21 protein-coding genes are annotated in these 20,788 nt (G+C 37.3%); 4 read left to right on the top strand and 17 right to left on the bottom strand.

Translation table 11 applies throughout. The annotated features are described in order from the left end of the window. The first annotated feature begins 6 nt into the window (after window positions 1-6). Complete coding sequence (locus tag AC2CGR_RS15560; protein WP_074607624.1) at window positions 7-672, top strand: MIP/aquaporin family protein; 666 nt, start codon at window positions 7-9, stop codon at window positions 670-672. A gap of 59 nt (window positions 673-731) precedes the next feature. Here the strand turns inward: AC2CGR_RS15560 and AC2CGR_RS15555 are convergent, their stop codons facing one another. The 3 genes from AC2CGR_RS15555 to AC2CGR_RS15545 form a co-directional block, all read right to left on the bottom strand. Continuing rightward, window positions 732-1,163, bottom strand: coding sequence for an Rrf2 family transcriptional regulator (locus tag AC2CGR_RS15555; RefSeq protein WP_000512998.1), 432 nt, complete (start codon window positions 1,161-1,163; stop codon window positions 732-734). Between the two features lie 118 nt (window positions 1,164-1,281). Continuing rightward, on the bottom strand, window positions 1,282-2,502 hold the full coding sequence (locus AC2CGR_RS15550; protein ID WP_087968440.1) for an ABC transporter permease: 1,221 nt from the start codon (window positions 2,500-2,502) through the stop codon (window positions 1,282-1,284). Window positions 2,503-2,504: 2 nt separating this feature from the next. Continuing rightward, the gene (locus AC2CGR_RS15545; protein ID WP_484480985.1) at window positions 2,505-3,389 is read right to left on the bottom strand and encodes an ABC transporter ATP-binding protein; all 885 of its coding nucleotides are present in this window, start codon (window positions 3,387-3,389) and stop codon (window positions 2,505-2,507) included. A gap of 344 nt (window positions 3,390-3,733) precedes the next feature. Between AC2CGR_RS15545 and AC2CGR_RS15540 the strand changes: the two genes are divergently transcribed. Then, on the top strand, window positions 3,734-4,561 hold the full coding sequence (locus AC2CGR_RS15540; protein WP_087968438.1) for a 5'-nucleotidase, lipoprotein e(P4) family: 828 nt from the start codon (window positions 3,734-3,736) through the stop codon (window positions 4,559-4,561). 26 nt (window positions 4,562-4,587) lie between these two features. Here AC2CGR_RS15540 and motB read toward each other — a convergent pair whose 3' ends face one another. Both motB and motA read right to left on the bottom strand, forming a co-directional pair. Next, window positions 4,588-5,376: a flagellar motor protein MotB gene (motB, locus tag AC2CGR_RS15535; RefSeq protein ID WP_029440058.1), complete on the bottom strand. Its 789-nt coding sequence runs from the start codon at window positions 5,374-5,376 to the stop codon at window positions 4,588-4,590. Then, window positions 5,366-6,160, bottom strand: coding sequence for a flagellar motor stator protein MotA (gene motA, locus AC2CGR_RS15530; RefSeq protein ID WP_087968437.1), 795 nt, complete (start codon window positions 6,158-6,160; stop codon window positions 5,366-5,368). Before motA ends, motB begins: the two co-directional genes overlap by 11 nt. A gap of 265 nt (window positions 6,161-6,425) precedes the next feature. Between motA and AC2CGR_RS15525 the strand changes: the two genes are divergently transcribed. Continuing rightward, window positions 6,426-7,205 carry a M15 family metallopeptidase gene (locus tag AC2CGR_RS15525; protein WP_087968435.1) on the top strand — a complete coding sequence of 260 codons (780 nt, stop codon included), beginning with the start codon at window positions 6,426-6,428 and terminating at the stop codon, window positions 7,203-7,205. Between the two features lie 36 nt (window positions 7,206-7,241). On the opposite strand, the gene AC2CGR_RS15520 is transcribed toward AC2CGR_RS15525, so the two are convergent. The 4 genes from AC2CGR_RS15520 to sdhC all read right to left on the bottom strand — a co-directional run bounded on the left by AC2CGR_RS15520 (window position 7,242) and on the right by sdhC (window position 10,969). Then, window positions 7,242-7,688: an acyl-CoA thioesterase gene (locus AC2CGR_RS15520; RefSeq protein ID WP_087968434.1), complete on the bottom strand. Its 447-nt coding sequence runs from the start codon at window positions 7,686-7,688 to the stop codon at window positions 7,242-7,244. A 93-nt stretch (window positions 7,689-7,781) separates the two neighbouring features. Beyond that, window positions 7,782-8,543 carry a succinate dehydrogenase iron-sulfur subunit gene (sdhB, locus tag AC2CGR_RS15515; RefSeq protein WP_001291827.1) on the bottom strand — a complete coding sequence of 254 codons (762 nt, stop codon included), beginning with the start codon at window positions 8,541-8,543 and terminating at the stop codon, window positions 7,782-7,784. After that, window positions 8,536-10,329 carry a succinate dehydrogenase flavoprotein subunit gene (sdhA, locus tag AC2CGR_RS15510; protein WP_000676755.1) on the bottom strand — a complete coding sequence of 598 codons (1,794 nt, stop codon included), beginning with the start codon at window positions 10,327-10,329 and terminating at the stop codon, window positions 8,536-8,538. Before sdhA ends, sdhB begins: the two co-directional genes overlap by 8 nt. A gap of 13 nt (window positions 10,330-10,342) precedes the next feature. Then, window positions 10,343-10,969 carry a succinate dehydrogenase cytochrome B558 gene (gene sdhC, locus AC2CGR_RS15505; RefSeq protein WP_000678354.1) on the bottom strand — a complete coding sequence of 209 codons (627 nt, stop codon included), beginning with the start codon at window positions 10,967-10,969 and terminating at the stop codon, window positions 10,343-10,345. A gap of 300 nt (window positions 10,970-11,269) precedes the next feature. Here sdhC and AC2CGR_RS15500 point away from each other — a divergent pair, with 300 nt between their 5' ends. Further along, the gene (locus AC2CGR_RS15500; protein WP_087968433.1) at window positions 11,270-11,719 is read left to right on the top strand and encodes a YslB family protein; all 450 of its coding nucleotides are present in this window, start codon (window positions 11,270-11,272) and stop codon (window positions 11,717-11,719) included. A 114-nt stretch (window positions 11,720-11,833) separates the two neighbouring features. Here the strand turns inward: AC2CGR_RS15500 and uvrC are convergent, their stop codons facing one another. The 8 genes from uvrC to AC2CGR_RS15460 all read right to left on the bottom strand — a co-directional run bounded on the left by uvrC (window position 11,834) and on the right by AC2CGR_RS15460 (window position 20,697). Further along, window positions 11,834-13,618 (bottom strand): excinuclease ABC subunit C, encoded by a 1,785-nt coding sequence (gene uvrC / locus AC2CGR_RS15495; RefSeq protein WP_000544276.1) that lies wholly within the window; start codon window positions 13,616-13,618, stop codon window positions 11,834-11,836. A 148-nt stretch (window positions 13,619-13,766) separates the two neighbouring features. Continuing rightward, a complete protein-coding gene (gene trxA, locus AC2CGR_RS15490) occupies window positions 13,767-14,081 on the bottom strand; it encodes a thioredoxin (RefSeq protein ID WP_001018943.1) in 315 nt (104 codons plus the stop codon). Window positions 14,082-14,292: 211 nt separating this feature from the next. Beyond that, entirely contained in the window at window positions 14,293-15,270 is a 978-nt protein-coding gene (etfA, locus tag AC2CGR_RS15485; RefSeq protein ID WP_000101965.1) for an electron transfer flavoprotein subunit alpha, read from the bottom strand. A 36-nt stretch (window positions 15,271-15,306) separates the two neighbouring features. Beyond that, window positions 15,307-16,080, bottom strand: a complete 774-nt coding sequence (gene etfB / locus AC2CGR_RS15480; RefSeq protein WP_001029030.1) for an electron transfer flavoprotein subunit beta — start codon at window positions 16,078-16,080, stop codon at window positions 15,307-15,309. A 78-nt stretch (window positions 16,081-16,158) separates the two neighbouring features. After that, the gene (locus AC2CGR_RS15475) at window positions 16,159-16,935 is read right to left on the bottom strand and encodes an enoyl-CoA hydratase (protein WP_484480984.1); all 777 of its coding nucleotides are present in this window, start codon (window positions 16,933-16,935) and stop codon (window positions 16,159-16,161) included. An 11-nt stretch (window positions 16,936-16,946) separates the two neighbouring features. Beyond that, window positions 16,947-17,534 (bottom strand): fatty acid metabolism transcriptional regulator FadR, encoded by a 588-nt coding sequence (gene fadR, locus AC2CGR_RS15470; protein WP_000742223.1) that lies wholly within the window; start codon window positions 17,532-17,534, stop codon window positions 16,947-16,949. Window positions 17,535-17,640: 106 nt separating this feature from the next. Continuing rightward, a complete protein-coding gene (locus tag AC2CGR_RS15465; RefSeq protein WP_140349824.1) occupies window positions 17,641-19,326 on the bottom strand; it encodes a long-chain-fatty-acid--CoA ligase in 1,686 nt (561 codons plus the stop codon). Window positions 19,327-19,515: 189 nt separating this feature from the next. Further along, window positions 19,516-20,697, bottom strand: a complete 1,182-nt coding sequence (locus AC2CGR_RS15460) for a BclA C-terminal domain-containing protein (protein ID WP_484480983.1) — start codon at window positions 20,695-20,697, stop codon at window positions 19,516-19,518. Between the last annotated feature and the right edge of the window lie 91 nt (window positions 20,698-20,788).

The following is a 20,788-nucleotide window of genomic DNA, read 5'->3' as shown; positions in this document are numbered from 1 at the left end:
TAAATTATGTTAAAAAAAGCAATCGCTGAATTTATTGGTACATTTGTACTTGTATTATTCGGAACTGGAGTAGCTGTCATTGGCGGCGGAATTGAAGGAATTGGAACATTAGGAATCGCTATGGCTTTCGGTCTATCTATTGTGGCTATGGCATATAGCATCGGAACAATTTCTGGATGTCACATTAACCCAGCAGTATCAGTAGCTATGTTCATCAACAAAAGAATGAACGCTATGGAACTTTGTTATTATGTATTAGCTCAAATTTTAGGTGGTTTATTAGGAACTGCAACGTTAGTAACAATTTTAAAATCTGCTAAAACACCTTTAGATAATTTAGGACAAAACGGTTTTGGAACTCTTGGTTTATCTGGAGCATTTCTAGTTGAATTTATTTTAACTTTCGTATTCATTTTAGTGATCGTTGCTGTAACAGGTAAAAAAGGAAGTTCTTCTCTAGCAGGATTAGTAATTGGTTTCACATTAGTTTTAGTTCACTTATTAGGTATTCCGTTAACTGGAACTTCTGTTAACCCCGCTCGTAGTATCGCACCAGCTTTATTCGCTGGCGGAGAAGCACTTTCTCAACTATGGGTATTCATCGTTGCACCAATTCTTGGTGGTATCGTAGCAGCTATCGTAGGTAAATTCATTTTAAATACTGAAAAATAGAATTTTCGATATTTCTGAATAAAAAAAGGCGAGCCCTCATTATGAGGATGCTCGCTTTTTTACTCTTTCATTTTAGACTTTAAATTTGTAACTAATTGATCTACCGTTACATTTGCAAGTACGTTTTCCATCGCTTCTTGCGCTTGCATTAAAATAATTTCTAATACTGATTGAATATTAGCTCCTACTGGACATTCAATGTTGGGATTTTCATGGAAGGAAAATAGCTGTCCTTCTTCTACAACTTCCACTGCTTTATATACATCAAGTAATGTAATTTCTTCTAAATCACGAGCAAGTGTCGTACCACCTTTACCAGCTTGTACATCAACAAGTCCTGCTCTCTTCAACATTCCTGTAATGCGACGAATCACGACTGGATTTGTATTCACACTACCGGCAATCCATTCAGAGGTACAGCGAGAGTTTCGATCTATCGCAAGTAATGTCAGCATATGAACACCTACTGTAAAACGACTACTAATCCCCATCTGCACACCCTCCTTTGTATTCATTCTATTAAAAGACGACTCTTATTATTATATACTATTTTTAATTTATACATAAAGAAAAAGCATGATTTCAATAGGAAATCATGCTTTTCTCTCATTATTGACGCTTTATAAATTTCGCTAAGTCTTTAAATTTCACTTTATCTGAGTAATTCATTACACCGTTTACGTAAATACGACTTGCAAGCATATTAACGATAACAATAGTCACTAATAAAATGACTAACGTCACAATCATTTCTACAGTGCCCGCTTCACCAGCTACAAGCCTTGAAAAAGTAACCATAGGTGTAAAGAATGGAATATACGAACTAACTATCGCTAATGTACTATTAGGATCAAATAGCGATTTAATACTAATGAAAAATGCTGCCATACCTAGCATTGTAATCGGGAATGAAAGAGATTGCACATCCTCAATTTTCGATACAACAGCACCCACTGCTGCATATAGCATTGCGTATAGTAAGTAACCCGTAACAAAATACACAAAGAACATACTAATTACTACAGCATCCAATTTAGAAAAATCTAGTGTGAGTCCTACTAAAGATGCATTATCTAAATCTACCCATCCTAATAAACGTGGTACAAGAAAACCGAAGGAGCCAATAACTAGTAATAGTAAAGCGCTAGAAACAATTGCTAAAATTTTGGCATGTAGCATTGTTAATGGTTTTACTTTCGGAAGCATTAACTCCATAACACGGGATGATTTTTCAGATGCTACAGTTGTTCCAATTGCAGCACCAAAGATAACAATAAACATATATAAAGCAAACGAGAAAACATAGCCAATTCCAAAAGAAGATGCATGATCCTTTACTGCCTCTTGTTTTAACGGAATTTCCATCTGTAACTGTTTTGCTACTTCTGCAGATACATTATTTTTTTCAATCATTACCGCTGTATACTGTTCCTTCAAATAACTTGCCATAAGTGTGGCCGTTGATTGGCTCGGAAAACCACTATACATATACGTCACTTCTGGAATACCATTCTTTTCTGTAATACGGAATAAACCGTCTAAATCCCCATCTTCTACTTGCTTACGTAGCTCATTAAACTTATCCTTATTTTCTACCGTTACTTTAGTAGACGGAAGTAAATTTGTTATATCACTTTCTTGCACTTTATACGTATCGCTTTCTGTTATTACAGCAAATTTATCTTTTCCTTTATCTTTATCAGCTGTGAAATGATTAAAGGCAAAAAGGCCAAACACAACTAAAAATAAAATCGCACTCGTAATTAATGATTTTTTAGATAAAAATGCTTCCCTGAAATAAAATGAAAATACGTGAGAAAATTTACGCATCGTTATTTCGCCCTCTCTACAAAGATTTCGTTTAACGTCGGCTCTAACATTTTAAATTGTCGTAAAGTAATACCTTGTTCTTGTAATTGTTGTAAAATGTTTAGAGCTTCTGCATCATCTTGTACTCGCACATAAAGAAGGCCTTGTTGTTTTTCATACGATACATGTATAGATTCTAATCCCTTCTCATTCTCTTCTGTATCTTCAATCGTTAAATTACGGAAACCATATTCTTTTTTTATATCACTTAATTGGCCTTTTACGACTGCTTCACCTTTTTTCAAAATACATACATGTTGGCAAAAAGCCTCTACTTGTTCCATACGATGACTAGATAAAATAATTGTCTTTCCGCTTCGTACTTGTTCTTCAATAATGCTAGCTAACATCCCAGCATTCACTGGATCCAGTCCGCTAAATGGCTCATCTAAAATGAGAAGTTCAGGATTATGAAGAAGAGCCGCAATTAATTGGATTTTTTGCTGGTTCCCTTTTGAAAGCTCTCCTGCCGTTTTAAATTTATATTCCGGTATTGCTAATCGATCTAACCAGTGATCAATAGCAAGATCTACTTCTTTTTTCGTCATTCCTTCTAATCTACCAAAATATCGCAACTGGTCTATTACTCTACTTTTTGTATATAAACCTCTTTCTTCTGGTAAGTATCCTATCGTTACCCCACTAGTCCCAAATGCCTTTCCATCCCATGTAATAGAGCCTCCATTAGGCGTTAACAATCCGAGAAGCATTTTGATTGTCGTTGTCTTTCCTGCACCGTTTCGTCCAAGTAATCCTAGCACTTCACCTTTTGGTAACGAAATTTGCAAGCCGTTAACTACTTTTGATTCCCCAAATTGTTTCGTTAAGTTTTGAATTTGTAAACTCAAAGTATAAAGCCTCCCCTTTAATATCATTCATACTCTCTTTCAAAGACTATGTTTATGCAAGATAAAATATAGCACTACACTTCATGCTCTTAATATGTAACATCGCTTTAATCCATCATTTGTTCTATTTAGTTAAAATTGTAAATAATATCACATGATTTGTCAATTATAATTGTCATTTCGACAATTATAATTGACAAAATAACTTCCATTATTTTTTCTCATCTTTCTAATATAGGTCATACTACTATATATACAAAAGGCAATATGCAAATGTTCATACAAAAAATATTATTTTTCGATATATAATATTAACTGATTTTCTAACATCAAGGAGGATACATATGAAGATGAAGAGGGGCATTACCACTTTATTATCTGTAGCAGTTCTATCTACATCGCTTGTAGCATGTTCAGGAACAACAGAGAAAACAGTGGCGAAAGAAGAGAAAGTAAAATTAACAGACCAACAATTAATGGCTGATTTATGGTATCAAACAGCCGGTGAAACGAAAGCACTGTACTACCAAGGATACAATATCGGTCAATTGAAGCTTGATGCAGCTCTTGCAAAAGGGACAGAGAAAAAACCCGCTATCGTACTTGATTTAGATGAAACTGTTTTAGATAACAGTCCTCATCAAGCAATGAGCGTAAAAACAGGAAAAGGTTATCCGTATAAATGGGATGATTGGATTAATAAGGCTGAAGCTGAGGCCCTTCCAGGTGCAATTGATTTCTTAAAATATACAGAGTCTAAAGGTGTAGATATTTACTACATCTCAAATCGTAAAACAAACCAACTAGATGCAACAATTAAAAATCTTGAGCGTGTAGGCGCTCCTCAAGCAACAAAAGAACATATATTACTACAAGACCCGAAAGAAAAAGGAAAAGAAAAACGCCGTGAACTTGTTTCTCAAACACATGATATCATCTTATTCTTCGGTGATAACTTGTCTGATTTCACTGGTTTTGATGGAAAGTCTGTAAAGGACCGAAATCAAGCAGTCTCAGATTCAAAAGCACAATTTGGTGAGAAATTTATTATTTTCCCGAATCCAATGTATGGTGATTGGGAAGGCGCTTTATATGATTATGATTTCAAAAAATCAGATGCAGAAAAAGATAAAATCCGCCATGACAACTTAAAATCATTTGATGCAAAATAAAAGAGGATGGCATGTGCCATCCTCTTTTATTGCATATTTCTCGTTAAAGGTAAAATAAACACTTCTACACGTCTATTTTTCGCTTTTCCTTCTTGTGTATCATTTGGAGCAATTGAGCGGTATTCTCCGTAACCAACTGCACTAAATTTCCCTGGCTGTAATTCTTTATTTTGCAGTAATACTTGCATAAAATTAACTGCCCGCTGCGTACTTAATTCCCAGTTCGATGCAAATTGCGCATTTGCAATAGGAACATTATCTGTATGTCCAGATACTGTAATTTCACGAGGTGATGCTGAAACAAGTAAATTAGACATTTCTTTCGCAATACTTAACGATTCTAACTTCACATCCGCTTTTCCGGAATCAAATAGTACATTTTCTAATATTGTCACCATTAATCCCTTTTCAGTTAATTTAGTTTGAAAAGAAGAGGATAATTGCTTTTCATTAATATATTGATCAATCTTTTTTTGTAATGCTTTCAATTCATCCATTTCTTTTTTTTCTTTTTCTCTAGCTTCTTCTTGTTTTTTTGCTTGTTCTGCCTCAAGGCTACTTGCTGATAATTCCTTTTCATCATTTGGCTTCTGATCGCTTAAAAACTCTTTATTTCCTGTTCCACCTGCTAGTTCGCTTCGAAACGCTACTGCCATCTGTTTGAACTTCGCCGCATCTATACTACTCATTGCGAATAAAACGATAAACAGTGCAAATAACAACGTTAACATATCAGAATATGGAATTAACCAAGTTTCATCGATATGTTCCTCATGCTTTTTCTTTTTACTTCTTCTATTTTTTTTACTCCGCATTTTTTTCTGCCCCTTTTTCAAGCTTTTTACGCTCAGTTGCAGAAAGTGCACCTAAAATGCGGTTCTTCATAATAAACGGATATGTACCTTCTTGTAACATTAATAGACAATCAATAATTAAACGTTTTTTCTCTAATTCAGCTGCAGATTTTTGCTTTAATTTATTTGCAAATGGATGCCATAGTATATAACCTGAGAAAATACCAAAAATCGTTGCAATAAATGCACCCGAAATAGCGTGACCTAACTTTTCAATATCAGTTAAATTACCAAGTGCAGCTACAAGACCAATAACAGCACCTAAAACCCCTAATGTTGGTGCATATGTACCAGCTTGAGAAAAAATTGCAGCTCCCTTTGCATGCCTTTCTTCAATTGCTTCTAATTCAGCTTCTAAAATCTGTTCTAAGTCTTCTGCAGATACGCCATCAATCACAAATTTCATACCACGCAAAAGAAATTCATCTTGAATTTTGTCCAATTGCTGTTCTAAAGACAAAATACCGTATTTTCTACTTTCAGATGTCCAATGAACAAACAATTCTAGCAACTGTTCATAACTTAAATCTTTTTTATTAGAACCAAAAAGAACTTTAAATAATTTTGGAATCTTTTTTAATTGATTCATCGGAAATGCGATACATACTGCAGCAAATGTACCAACAAAAATAATTAATGCTGCGGCAGGATTAACTAAGGACATTACGTCAGCGCCCTTGACGACCATCCCTACTACTACCGCCACTACTCCTAAAATGATTCCAATAAGTGTTGCAAAATCCATTCCCATTCACTCCTAGTCTATACAAGAAGTTCTTTATTCTCGATAATCGCTACATCTTCTTATGTATATATATTACATAAAAAATGAATTTCATGAAAGATAAGAAATGAATTATATAAAAAAATACTACAATTTCACACATTTTCTGACATTTTCTTTGCATTTCTATTACGTTACGACTCTTATATTTCTTTTTCAGTAAACTAGATTTATAATAAAAAACGATACACACTTTACTAAGAAAGGACTGTGATTACAAGGTATCATGAAAAAGATAATCATTATTTCTGCCACTACTATTGTAATCGGTATCACTTCTTTCGCTTACTTTGGTTCTAAATCGCCACTACAAAACGAGGCGAAAGCTGTCGAAAGTCAACAGCATAATAATCACCAAAAAGAAGAGATTCCTGCTTTTCCAAAAGCTGATCATAATGCAAAGAAGCTAGACAATGATTTTTCCGTTGTAAAAAATCCAGAGTCTAACCTTGTATTAGTTAATAAACATCGAAAACTACCAGACGGATACACACCTGAAGACTTAACAAGACCAAACGTACCATTTACTAGTCCAAAAGATAAAGAAAAAACATTGCTGCGCAAAGATGCTGCAGATGCACTTGAAAATATGTTTGAAGCGGCAAAGAAAGAAGGACTTGAACTTACAGCTGTATCTGGTTATCGTTCATACAAACGCCAAAAATCATTACATGATACATACGTTAGACGTCAAGGAAAAGCTACGGCAGATTCAGTAAGTGCCATTCCCGGTACGAGTGAACATCAAACTGGTTTAGCAATGGATATTAGTTCAAAATCTGCTAAATTCCAATTAGAGCCTATTTTTGGAGAGACAGCCGAAGGAAAATGGGTTGCAAAACATGCTCATGAATTTGGCTTTGTCATTCGTTATTTAGAAGATAAAACAGAAACAACAGAATATTCATATGAACCGTGGCATTTGCGCTACGTTGGAAATCCATACGCTACATACATATATAAACATCATTTAACATTAGAAGAGGCGATGGAAGACAAAAAATAAGAGAGCAACTTGCTCTCTTATTTTTCTTTCACTCTATCATTGTAGTAATTTTTTCTTCCACTCTTCAGGCCACGGTTCGCCTCTTCCCGTTTTTTTCGATGCTTGGACCATCATTCCACGACCAACTAAGCAAACTTCTCCTTCTGCATTCTTCACCATATAATGCAAATCTAATGAAGAATTCCCAACTAATCCCGCTTTTACATACACCTTCAACTGTTCATCAAAATATATTTGCTTAATAAAATTACACTGTAAATCCGCAACAACAATCATCGTTTCTGAAGATTCATGCGTCCATTCTTGCATAAATCCAAGTTCTTTAAACAATGCGATACGCGCTTCTTCAAAATAGGTAAAGGCAACGACATTATTTACATGTCCAAACATATCTACTTCACCAAAACGAACCTTTACAGGGTTGTAAAATGAAAAACCACTTTCCCATTTCTCAAAGTCTTCAATATAAGAAATCCTCTTCATTGTTCCCTCTCCTTTTCATCATTAAAATAAACAGAATAAACAGAAAAATAAAGTTATAAATATTGCCTCTTCAATATGAAGAGGCAATATTTATTAATAGTTATTATCACTACCAAAGAAATCTTTGAACGATTGAATTGTTGTATCACGGTTTAATGCCGCAATTGAAGTTGTTAATGGAATACCCTTTGGACATGATTGCACACAGTTTTGAGAGTTACCACAGTTTGCAAGTCCTCCATCACCCATAATCGCACGTAAGCGATCTGCTTTATGCATTTCACCCGTTGGATGTGAGTTGAATAAACGAGCTTGCGATAACGGTGCTGGTCCAATAAAGTCCGATTTGCTATTTACGTTTGGACATGATTCTAAGCAAACACCACATGTCATACATTTTGAAAGCTCATAAGCCCATTGACGTTTCTTCTCTGGCATTCTTGGTCCTGGTCCTAAGTCATACGTACCATCAATTGGAATCCAAGCTTTAACACGTTTTAGAGCATTAAACATGCGACTACGGTCAACTTGTAAGTCACGAACAACTGGGAATGTCTTCATCGGCTTTAAGCGAATTGGTTGTTCTAATTGATCGATAAGCGCTGTACATGATTGACGTGGTTTTCCATTAATCACCATCGAACATGCGCCACACACTTCTTCTAAACAGTTCATATCCCATGCAATCGGAGTTGTCTGATTTCCTTTTGAATCAACAGGGTTACGACGTATTTCCATAAGCGCCGAAATAATGTTCATATTCGGACGGTACGGAATTTCAAACTCTTGATCAAACGCTTGCGCGTCTGGTCCATCTTGTCTCGTAATGATGAGGCGGATTGTTTTCTCAGACATGTTGTTTATCCCCCTTCTCTTCGTTCTTAGCAGCTACATCGTGTTTTGAAGAATAATCACGTTTACGTGGTTTAATTAATGAAACATCCACGTCTTCGTAATGGAATGCTGGTGCATTTCCTTCTCCTTCAAATTTTGCCATTGTAGTTTTTAAGAAGTTAGCATCATCGCGATTTGGGAATTCAGGTTTGTAATGTGCCCCACGGCTCTCATTACGGTTATATGCGCCAATTGTAATAACACGCGCTAACTCAAACATATTTGCAAGTTGGCGTGTAAATGAAGCACCTTGGTTACTCCATCTCGCTGTATCGTTAATGTTGATACGTTTATAACGAGCCATTAATTCTTCAATTTTTGCATCTGTTTCTAATAACTTTTTATTTTCACGAACTACTGTAACGTTATCTGTCATCCATTCTCCAAGCTCTTTATGAAGAACATACGCATTTTCATTACCATCGAGCGTTAAAATATTGTTAAATTTCTCTGTTTCGATTAATTCATTTTGTTCATACACAGTAGATGAAACAGCATCTGATGATTTAGAAAGACCTTTCATATATTCAATTGCATTTGGTCCTGCTACCATACCACCGTAAATTGCTGATAATAGTGAGTTCGCACCAAGACGGTTACCACCGTGCATAGAATAATCACACTCACCTGCTGCAAATAAACCTGGAATGCTTGTCATCTGCTTATAATCAACCCATAGCCCACCCATTGAATAGTGAACAGCTGGGAAGATTTTCATTGGTAGTTTACGAGGATCGTCACCTGTAAATTTCTCATAGATTTCAATAATTCCACCAAGTTTAATATCTAGTTCTTTCGGATCTTTATGAGAAAGATCTAAGTACACCATGTTTTCACCGTTAATACCTAGTTTTTGCTCTACGCAAACATCAAAGATTTCACGCGTTGCGATATCACGAGGTACAAGGTTTCCGTAAGCCGGATATTTTTCTTCTAAGAAGTACCATGGTTTACCATCTTTATATGTCCAAACACGTCCACCTTCACCACGTGCAGATTCACTCATAAGACGTAATTTATCGTCTCCAGGAATTGCCGTTGGGTGAATTTGAATGAACTCACCGTTTGCATAATATGCGCCTTGTTGATATACAGCAGAAGCTGCTGTACCTGTATTGATAATGGAGTTTGTTGATTTTCCGAAGATGATACCAGGGCCCCCTGTTGCCATAATCACGGCATCAGCTCGGAAACTTCTAATCTCCATAGTTTGTAAGTCTTGTGCAACGATTCCTCGGCACACACCTTCATCATCAACAACAGCTCGTAAGAAATCCCAACCTTCATATTTCGTTACAAGTCCTGCTACTTCGTGACGACGTACTTGCTCATCTAATGCGTATAGTAATTGCTGTCCAGTTGTTGCACCAGCAAATGCTGTACGGTGATGTTGCGTTCCACCAAAACGACGGAAATCAAGAAGTCCTTCTTCCGTACGGTTGAACATAACACCCATACGGTCCATTAAATGAATGATACCAGGTGCTGCTTCACACATTGCTTTAACTGGTGGTTGGTTCGCTAAGAAGTCCCCACCATAAATTGTATCGTCAAAGTGGATCCATGGAGAATCCCCTTCACCTTTCGTATTTACGGCACCGTTAATTCCACCTTGGGCACATACAGAATGCGAACGTTTTACTGGTACTAAAGAGAACAGTTCAACATTTACTCCTGCTTCCGCCGCTTTAATCGTTGCCATTAAGCCAGCCAAGCCACCGCCGACTACTATAAGTTTCCCTTTCATGCTCTCCCACTCCTTACTGGTTTGCTAGCTGTGGATCGATGAACGCTAATAATGCACTCACACCTACATAAGATAGACCTAAGAAAATAGCTAATGTTACATAAGTAGAGATTCTTTGTGAACGTGGAGATACTGTAATTCCCCAGCTGATGCAGAATGTCCATAGTCCATTTGCAAAGTGGAAAATTGTTGAAACAACACCAACTAAGTAGAATGCAAACATAGCTGGATTGTTTAAAATATCTGCCATCATATCATAGTTTACCTCTTTACCTAACATTGCTTGAATACGAGTTTCCCAGACGTGCCAAGAAATGAAAATCAGTGTAACGATACCTGAAATTCTTTGGAAGACGAACATCCAGTTACGGAAATAACCGTAAGAAACCGCATTGTTCTTAGCTGTAAATGCAATATATAAGCCATATATAGCATGGTACAGTATTGGTAAAAAGATAATGAAAATTTCTAGCGCATACCGGAATGGAAGGAGCTCCATAAAGCCTGCAGCTTTGTTAAAAGCCTCTGCTCCTCGTGTTGCAAAGTTGTTTACAATTAAATGTTGCGTCAAAAAGACACCAACCGGGATGACCCCCATTAATGAGTGCCACTTACGAAACGTATACTCGCGGCCTTTCATGTCCCCATTACCCCCCTTGAATGATTGACTGCTGTTTTCAGATTAGTTTATGGCAATAATGTTTTTTCACTATTGGCATAAGAAAAACTGAAAAAATTATTCGAAATATTTCAGCATAATTTGATACCAAGTTCATTTTACTCCTATTTTTGTCGAAGCGTCAAGAAAACGTATACATAATTTGCATATAATTTGCCGATTCTTTTTTTCTTCTTATATATTCAGATTTTCCTAAAGAAAAATCTGTTTTTATAAATGAGAAATGTTATATAATAATCCCTATAGAAAGAGGGGAATATTGTGAGTAAAAATACAATCGATACAACATCTTTAGAAGATGTTTCATTGAACGCCTTCGCTTATGAATTGCTACGTGAAGAATTACTACCTGATTTAATCGGTAACGATTTAGATGGTATTTTATACTGGTCCGGTAGAAACCTTGCAAGAAAATATCCACTAGAAACAATTGAAGAAGTCATTCAGTTCTTTGAAAAAGCTGGCTGGGGCACTTTAAGCATTATTGAACATAAGCGTCGTGAAATGCAGTTCCAACTTAAAGGCACACTCATTGCTGAACGTCAAAAACAAAAAAGACATTCTTCTTATCAATTAGAAGCTGGATTCATTGCTGAACAAATTCAAAAACAACGTAACGTCGTTGCAGAGTCCTACGAAGAAAAGAAAAAACGTTCAGACTCTATTACATTTCTTGTAAAATGGGATATAAAAGATTTCATTGAAGTGTAGCATTACCCGCAGTCAACTAGACATATAAGTTTAGTTGACTTTTTTGCATTTTCATTCACTTGAATTTATTTTAAATCTTCAGAAATTATACCAAAAAATAGAAGACGTTGTAAACTACAACGTCTTCTTATCCGCTAAATAAGTATAAATCGTCTCTGCGACATTTTTCGGCATACCCGCTTCGACAAATTCTGTTACAGAAGCCTCTTTCATCTTTTTTAACGATCCGAAATGTTTTAACAATATCTTTTTTCGTTTATCTCCAATTCCAGGAATATCATCCAATGCCGATTGAATGACAGATTTCCCGTGTAATTGACGATGGAATGTAATTGCAAATCGATGCACCTCATCTTGAATACGCTGCAATAAATAAAATTCTTGGCTATTTCTCTCAAGCATCACAGGTTCAGGTGGATCCCCAATAATTAAATGGGATGTTTTATGTTTGTCATCTTTTACAAGACCTGCCATCGGAATATATAAACCGAGCTCGTTTTCTAGAATATCACTCGCCGCCGCCAGATGGCCTTTTCCGCCATCAATAATGATTAAATCTGGTAAAGGTAAGTTCTCTTTCAGTGCCCTTGTATAACGGCGTCTCACAACTTCTCTCATAGACTCATAATCGTCTGGCCCTTGAACCGTTTTAATTTTATATTTCCTGTATTCTTTCTTAGCTGGTTTCCCATCAATAAAAGCAATCATTGCAGAAACAGGATTTGTACCTTGAATATTTGAGTTATCAAACGCTTCAATACGATAAGGCGTTTCAATTCCAAGCTGCTTCCCTAAATTCTCTACCGCTTTAATCGTTCGCTCTTCATCACGTTCAATTAAATAGAATTTCTCTTCCAGGGCAATTTTCGCATTTTTATTTGCCAGTTCTACAAGATCTTTTTTCTTACCACGTTTCGGCTGTGTCGCTTCTACTTCTAAAAAGCGTTCTACTAATTCTGAGTCTATACTTCCTGGAACGACAATTTCCTTCGGCTTAAAATGACTGCTGTTTTCATAAAATTGACCGATAAACGTTAAGAATCCCTCTTCTGGTTCATCGTAGATTGGAAACATAGAAACATCACGTTCAATTAGCTTTCCTTTTCGAACGAAGAAAACTTGAACACACATCCACCCTTTATCAACTGCATACCCAAACACATCACGATCCACTAAATCACTCATAATCATCTTTTGTTTTTCCATAATCGCATCGATATGAGCGATTTGATCACGTAACTCTTTCGCACGTTCAAACTCTAGTTTCTCTGAAGCTTCATACATTTTTGTTTCTAATTCTGAACGAACTTCTTTATGTCCACCATTTAAAAACTTAATAATTTCATCAACAATTTCTTTATTTTGTTCTTCCGTCACTTCTTTCACACATGGTGCTAAACATTGACCCATATGATAATATAAACAAACTTTATCGGGCATATTTGAGCACTTACGAAGCGGATACATACGATCTAGCAGCTTTTTCGTTTCATGAGCTGATTGTGCATTCGGGTAAGGGCCAAAATATTTTCCCTTATCCTTTTTTACATTTCGCGTAATGAGTAATCGCGGCTGTTTCTCAGCTGTAATTTTAATAAAAGGATATGTTTTATCATCTTTTAATTGAATATTATATTTGGGATCATGTTTTTTTATTAAGTTTAACTCTAAAATGAGAGCCTCTAGATTTGAGGAGGTTACAATATATTCAAAATCTACAATTTCGCCTACTAGCCGAAGTGTTTTCCCATCATGCGAACCAGTAAAGTACGAGCGCACACGATTTTTAAGCACTTTTGCCTTTCCGACATATATAACCGTTCCTTGCTTATCTTTCATTAAATAACAACCAGGTTGATCTGGTAAAATAGCCAATTTTTCTTTTAAATGTTCGTGCACTCGTTACCCTCCATTTCTACATGCTTAGCATTTTTATTTTCACATGAAAACATACTATGCCAAAACACCCAACATACGTTCTTTTATTGTAACGGAAAGGTGTAAAAAAGGAAAATAAAAAAAGCTACCAAATGGTAGCCCTTTTATTTTAGAAGTGTTTAGAAACTAATTCTACTAACGCTTCTTTCGGTTTGTAACCTAACGCTTGATCAACTACTTTACCGTCTTTTAATACGAAAAGAGCTGGAATGCTCATTACTTCGAATTGACGAGCAGTTTCTTGATTTTCATCCACGTCTACTTTTACTACTTTTACTTTTTCGCCTAGTTCTGCATCAATTTCCTCTAATACAGGAGCGATCATTTTACAAGGTCCACACCAAGGTGCCCAGAAATCTAATAATACAACACCTTCGCTAGTTTCTGCTGCGAAGCTTTGGTCATTTGCGTTTACAATTGCCATTTTATTTCCTCCTTCAAGTATATTCTACCAAGAGTATATCATTAACTTATATACGTGGCGAATAATATGTATCGTTATGTATTGTAACAAAAAAGTGTTCCTTTATACTATATAAAAATACGGATTAAATACTAAAAAGATGAGAGACAGGGGATCTCTCACCTTTTTCTATATATAGGGGTACTTCACTTGGAACTCAAGGGTACTCAAATCATGAATGTACTTTTAACTTTTTAAACTCTTCTGTTAAAAGAGGTACGACTTCAAATAGATCGCCAACAATACCGTAGTCAGCTACTTTGAAGATACTTGCTTCTGGGTCTTTATTAATCGCAACGATTATTTTTGAGTTAGACATACCAGCTAAATGCTGAATCGCTCCAGAAATACCGCATGCAATGTATAGGTCTGGCGTAACAACTTTACCAGTTTGACCAATTTGTAATGAGTAATCGCAATACTCAGCGTCACAAGCACCACGAGATGCTCCAACAGCGCCGCCTAATACGTCAGCTAACTCTTTTAATGGTTTGAATCCTTCTTCACTCTTCACGCCGCGTCCGCCAGCGATAATAACTTTCGCTTCAGAAAGGTCAACGCCTTCTGCCGTCTTACGAACGACATCTTGAATGATTGTACGCAAGTCTTTCACATCTACCGTAATAGAAGACACGTCACCACTGCGAGACTCATCTTTTTCAAGCGTTGCGATGTTATTTGGACGCACTGTTGCAAATAAGATGCCGTCTGTTACAATCTTCTTCTCAAACGCTTTACCAGAGTAAATTGGACGAGTAAAGATAACATTTCCACCTTCAACTTCTAAAGCAGTTACGTCCGAAACTAGACCAGCTTCAAGCTTCGCCGCTAATTTTGGTGATAAATCTTTACCAAGTGCTGTATGTCCAAATACAATACCTTCTGGATTTTCTTCAGCATATACAGCTAAAAATGCTTGTGCATATCCATCAGATGTATATGATTTTAATTTATCATTTTCAACTGTCACAACGCGATCTGCACCGTAATGAATCAACTCATTTGCAAAAGAGGCAACGCTGTCTCCAACTAGAAGACCTACTACTTCACCGCCTTCTGCAATTGTTTTTGCTGCTGCTACCGCTTCAAACGAAACGTTACGTAGCGATCCATCACGAACTTCACCCATTACTAATACTTTACGAGCCATAGATTTTCCCTCCTGCATATATAATTTCGTATTTTATTAGATTACTTTCGCTTCTGTATGGAGCAACGATACAAGTTCTTTTACTTGATCTTGCAGCTCGCCTTGTAACACTTTTCCTGCATCTTTCTTAGGAGGCAAATAGATTTCAATTGTTTTTGTCTTTGCTTCCACATCATCTTCTTCTAAATCTAAATCATCTAATTCTAATTCTTCTAGTGGCTTTTTCTTCGCCTTCATAATACCTGGAAGTGATGGATAACGAGGTTCATTTAAACCTTGTTGTGCTGTTACTAATACTGGTAATGACGTTTCAATTACTTCTGTATCACCTTCAACGTCACGTTCAATTTTCACGTTTGTACCGTCAATCTCAAGTTTTGTAATTGTCGTTACGTACGGAATATTTAACGCTTCAGCTACACGCGGTCCAACTTGTCCAGATGCACCATCAATTGCAACGTTTCCGCCTAAAATTAAATCTGCATCTTTATCTTTTAAATATTCAGCAAGCACTTTTGCTGTCGTGAACTGGTCACCATTTTCTACATCATCTTCAATATTAATTAATACCGCTTTATCGCAGCCCATCGCTAACGCCGTACGAAGTTCTTTCTCACTATCTTCGCCACCAACTGTTACGACAGTAACTTCTCCACCTTGTGCGTCTCTTACTTGAATTGCTTCTTCAATTGCATATTCATCGTAAGGGTTGATGATGAATTCCGCTTCGCCATCGTAAATTGCACCGTTTTTAATTACGATTTTTTCTTCTGTATCAAATGTTCGTTTCATGAGTACGTAGATGTTCATTCCATTTACCCCCTTGTTTTTCAGAAAGATTCTATCAATTTTAATTTTCTGTTAATTTATATTAAAAAAATAATTGAACTACCTGCAGCTAAATGAAGGCTTACGTTTTTCTAAAAACGCTGCTACACCTTCTCTTCCATCTTCACTCGTAAATACTTCACCAAAGATTTGAGCTTCGCGCTGTACACCTTCATAATAATGAGACGATTTCGTCGTTTGCAATAACTCTAGTACAGCACGAGTTGTCGCTGGGCTTTTTCCAGCAATCTGTTTTGCAACTTTAAGCGTATCATCTAAAAATGTTTCTTCAGCAAAAACTCCGTTAACTAGTCCCCATTTTAATGCTTCTGCACCAGTAATCGGTGTACTTGTTAACATCATTTCACAAGCTTTCGCTTTCCCAACATAACGTGGTAATCGCTGTGTACCTGCAAATCCAGGAATTAATCCAAGTGTTAATTCAGGTAAACCAAGTTTTGCACTTTCAGTTGCAAAGCGCATGTGGCAAGACATAGCAAACTCAAGGCCGCCGCCAAGTGCCGCTCCATGAATTGCCGCGATAACTGGTTTTGAACATTTTTCAACGCGCTCAAACGTAACTTGTCCAAGCTGCGCTAATTCAGTCGCTTGTTTCGCTTCAGTAACAGATGTAAATTCTTTAATATCTGCTCCCGCCGAGAAAAAGCGCCCTTCACCGTGAATAACAACAACACGAATGTTGTCATCCTTCTCCACTTGATCAATTAATTCAGTAACGTCATGCATAACTTGTGAAGACATCGCGTTAGCTGGCGCATGATTTAACGTAGCCACCGCGATATGATCTTCAACTTTTACAGATAGGAATTTCAACACGATCCCTCCCCTTATTGACGATAACCACAAGCTGCAATAAGTAGCCCATGTACCGTTTTTGAAAGTGCGACCAGATCATACTTATGATCGCTCATTACCCAATTGGTCACAACTTCATCTACTGTTCCAAAGATCATTTGTCTTGCCACGCGAACATTTAAATCCGCTTGGAATTCACCTTGCTTTATACCTGTCTCTAAAATCTCATCCATAACTTGTAAGTAGCCTTTTAATACTTCATTTATTTTCAGGCGTAAGTCTTGATTGGACTGTCTTAGCTCTAATTGCGTAACGATAGCAAGAGGATCATTTTGCGACAACAGCAAGAAGTGCGTTTCTACCAACATGAATAACTTCGATACAGCGCTTTCAATTCCTGCTGTTTTTTGACGAATTGTTTCGACAAATTCTCCCATCTTCTCTTGGAATAAGGATATTAATATATCTTCTTTATTTTTAAAATATAAATAAATGGTGCCATCAGCTACCCCAGCTTGCTTTGCTATTTTAGAAACTTGCGCTTGGTGGTACCCATTCTCCGCAATCACAATGACTGCCGCATCAATAATTTGATTGTATTTCGGTCTATTTTTCTTCACTTTACTGTCCCCTTCAAGAAGATGACTGAATGAATAGTCATTCATATTCTTATAATACTGACTATTTAGAAAAGTGTCAATCCTATTTTTTCAAAAAGAAAGGGCCTTAGCCCGTTTGCTCATCCTCATTCTTTCTTTTCTCTTCATCAATTAGGACACGGCGTAAAATTTTTCCAACTGTCGTTTTCGGCAGTTCTTCTCTAAACTCATATACTTTCGGTACTTTATAGGCCGCTAAATATTTACGAGCAAACTGATTTAATTCTTCCTCAGAACACTCCGTACCTTCTTTTAACACAACAAACGCTTTAACTGTCTCTCCTCGGTATGGATCGGGAACTCCAATCGTCACTACTTCTTGCACTTTTTCATGCTCATATAATACTTCTTCTACTTCACGAGGATACACATTAAATCCACTCGCAACAATCATATCTTTCTTACGATCTTTCACATAGAAAAAGCCATCTTCATCCATGTAGCCAACATCCCCTGTATGGAGCCATCCATCTTGCAGTACAGCTGCTGTTTCTTCTGGCTTATTCCAATACCCTTTCATAATTTGAGGACCTTTTACTACAATTTCACCGATTTCTCCCGGTGGTAATGCCTCACCAGTTTCAAGCGACATAATCATTGCTTCTGTATCTGGCCACGGAACTCCAATGCTACCTGGTACTCGCTTTTCCCATAAAAAATTACTATGTGTAACTGGAGATGATTCTGTTAAACCATATCCCTCTACTAATTTACCACCTGTAACTGTTTCGAACTTTTCCTGTACTTCTACCGGCAGTGGTGCTGATCCACTAATACAAGCACGAATAGAAGATATATCGTATTCTTTTAAAAGCGGGCTATTTAAAAGAGCTATATAAATAGTTGGTGCCCCTGGAAACAATGTCACTTTATGCTTCTTAATCGCTTCAAAAACCATTTTCATATCAAATTTTGGTATAAGAACCATTTTGTATCCTTGCATAATACTTAAATTCATGACAGCCGTCATGCCGTACACGTGGAAAAATGGGAGAACCCCAAGAACAACTTCTTCTCCTTCTTTGCAATTATATAACCATTGAACTCCCATCAAAGTGTTAGAAACGAGGTTTTTATGCGTTAACATAACACCTTTCGGAAATCCGGTTGTTCCTCCTGTGTACTGTAAAAGAGCTAAATCATTCTCAGGATCACATGGCACTTCAACATCCGTATTCACTTCTTTTTCTACTGAATTCCAAAGATGAATCGTTTCACTCTCTGATACTTTCACAACTAAATTCGACTGTTTTTTCTGCACAAATGGATACAATAGATTTTTAGGGAAGGGTAAAAAATCCGCAATACGCGTTACGATAATATGCTCAATTTTTGTAGCAGATTGAACATTCGTTACTCTTGGAAACACTAAATCGAGACAAAGAATTACTTTTGCTCCCGAATCATGAAGCTGATATTCTAATTCTCTTTCTGTATACAGTGGATTTGTTTGTACTACGATACCTCCTGCAAGTAATGTACCGTAATAACCAATTACAGCTTGCGGACAATTCGGCAACATAATAGCAACTCGATCACCCTTTTCCACACCGAGCTTTTGAAGATAATTTGCAAACCTCTTCACCTTATCATGGAAGTCCGAAAACGTAATATCCTTCCCTAAAAAGTGAAGCGCTTTCTTTTCAGGATAGCGAGAAGCCATCTGTTCTACATATTTATGAAGCGGCTGAATATCATAAGAAATCGTACTTGGAATTTCCTCTGGATAACTTTTCAACCATGGTTTTTCCACCTTCATTCCCCCTTCAAATACATAAAAAATAAATGAATGTTCATTCATGAGGTTGTTTTCATTATATTATAGTCACCATAACGTTACAATCATAATATTCTGACTTTTATATAACTATGCTTTACTTCATTAACTTCTTATTATATGTATACCCCCTCCTAATCTATAAAAGAATAAGAGAGTTATGGTTTAGCTCAATCTTATTATCGTTAACACTGCTCCTGGAGTAGTTGTTGATAATGTTGCGACAGCTAACAAACCAAATAATTGCAAGCTAATAGCATCTCCTGCTGCAAGAGTTGTAATAATTGTTGCGCTAAATGATGTAGTTGCTACAGCAGGAGAATTTATCGTCCCAGCAAGTGGTGCTCCATTAATTGTAATTCGTGAACTGACCAATAATGAAGCTGTTATATTAATCGAATATGAAATATAATAATTCCCAGCATTTGCAACCGTAAATACTGTATTCCCCCCGGAAACCGTAATACCAGGACCGATATTTTGATTATTCGGAAGCGGGACATTCGTTCCACCAAGAACTACCGATATCGCTGTTCCCGACGTATTATTTGCAAATGCATACGTCGCCGTGATACTTGTACCTGTAGCCCCGGTTGCCCCCGTTGAGCCTGTTGCTCCCGTTGGGCCTGTCACTCCTGTTGAACCTGTTGCTCCTGTTATTCCTGTCGCTCCCGTTGGACCCGTTGATCCTGTTATTCCTGTCGCTCCCGTTGGACCTGTTGAACCCGTTGATCCCGTCGGACCTGTTGATCCTGTTGCTCCTGTTATTCCTGTCGCTCCCGTTGGACCTGTTGAACCCGTCGCTCCCGTTGGACCTGTTGAACCCGTTGCTCCCGTCGGACCTGTTGATCCTGTTGCTCCCGTCGGACCTGTTGATCCTGTTGATCCTGTTGATCCTGTTGATCCTGTTATTCCTGTCGCTCCTGTTGGGCCTGTTGATCCTGTCGCTCCCGTTGAGCCCGTCGCCCCCGTTGGGCCTGTATCGCCTGTTGATCCCGTCGCCCCTGTTGGGCCTGTTGATCCTGTTGATCCTGTCGCTCCCGTTGGACCCGTTGATCCTGTTATTCCCGTCGCTCCCGTTGGACCTGTTGAACCCGTTGATCCTGTTACTCCCGTTGCTCCCGTTGGACCTGTTGATCCCGTCGCTCCTGTTGGACCCGTTGGACCTGTTTCGCCTGTTGATCCTGTTGGGCCTGTCGCTCCCGTTGATCCTGTTGCCCCCGTCGCTCCCGTTGGACCAACCTTAGGCACTGTCCCATCACAACTAAAACAGCATGAATCAACATGTACACCATTTTGATTATTACAACTACAATATCCATTTGTATTATTGAGCCATGAAGACATGTTGATCACTTCCTTCAAATTCAATCTTTTAAGTACCAGTAAGTAATAAAAAAATTTATTTGGTGGGTATACACATACCGGTTTATTGCGT

Source organism: Bacillus sp. LSHTCR4 (assembly GCF_057197025.1).
This window is presented reverse-complemented; position numbering and strand designations above follow the sequence as displayed.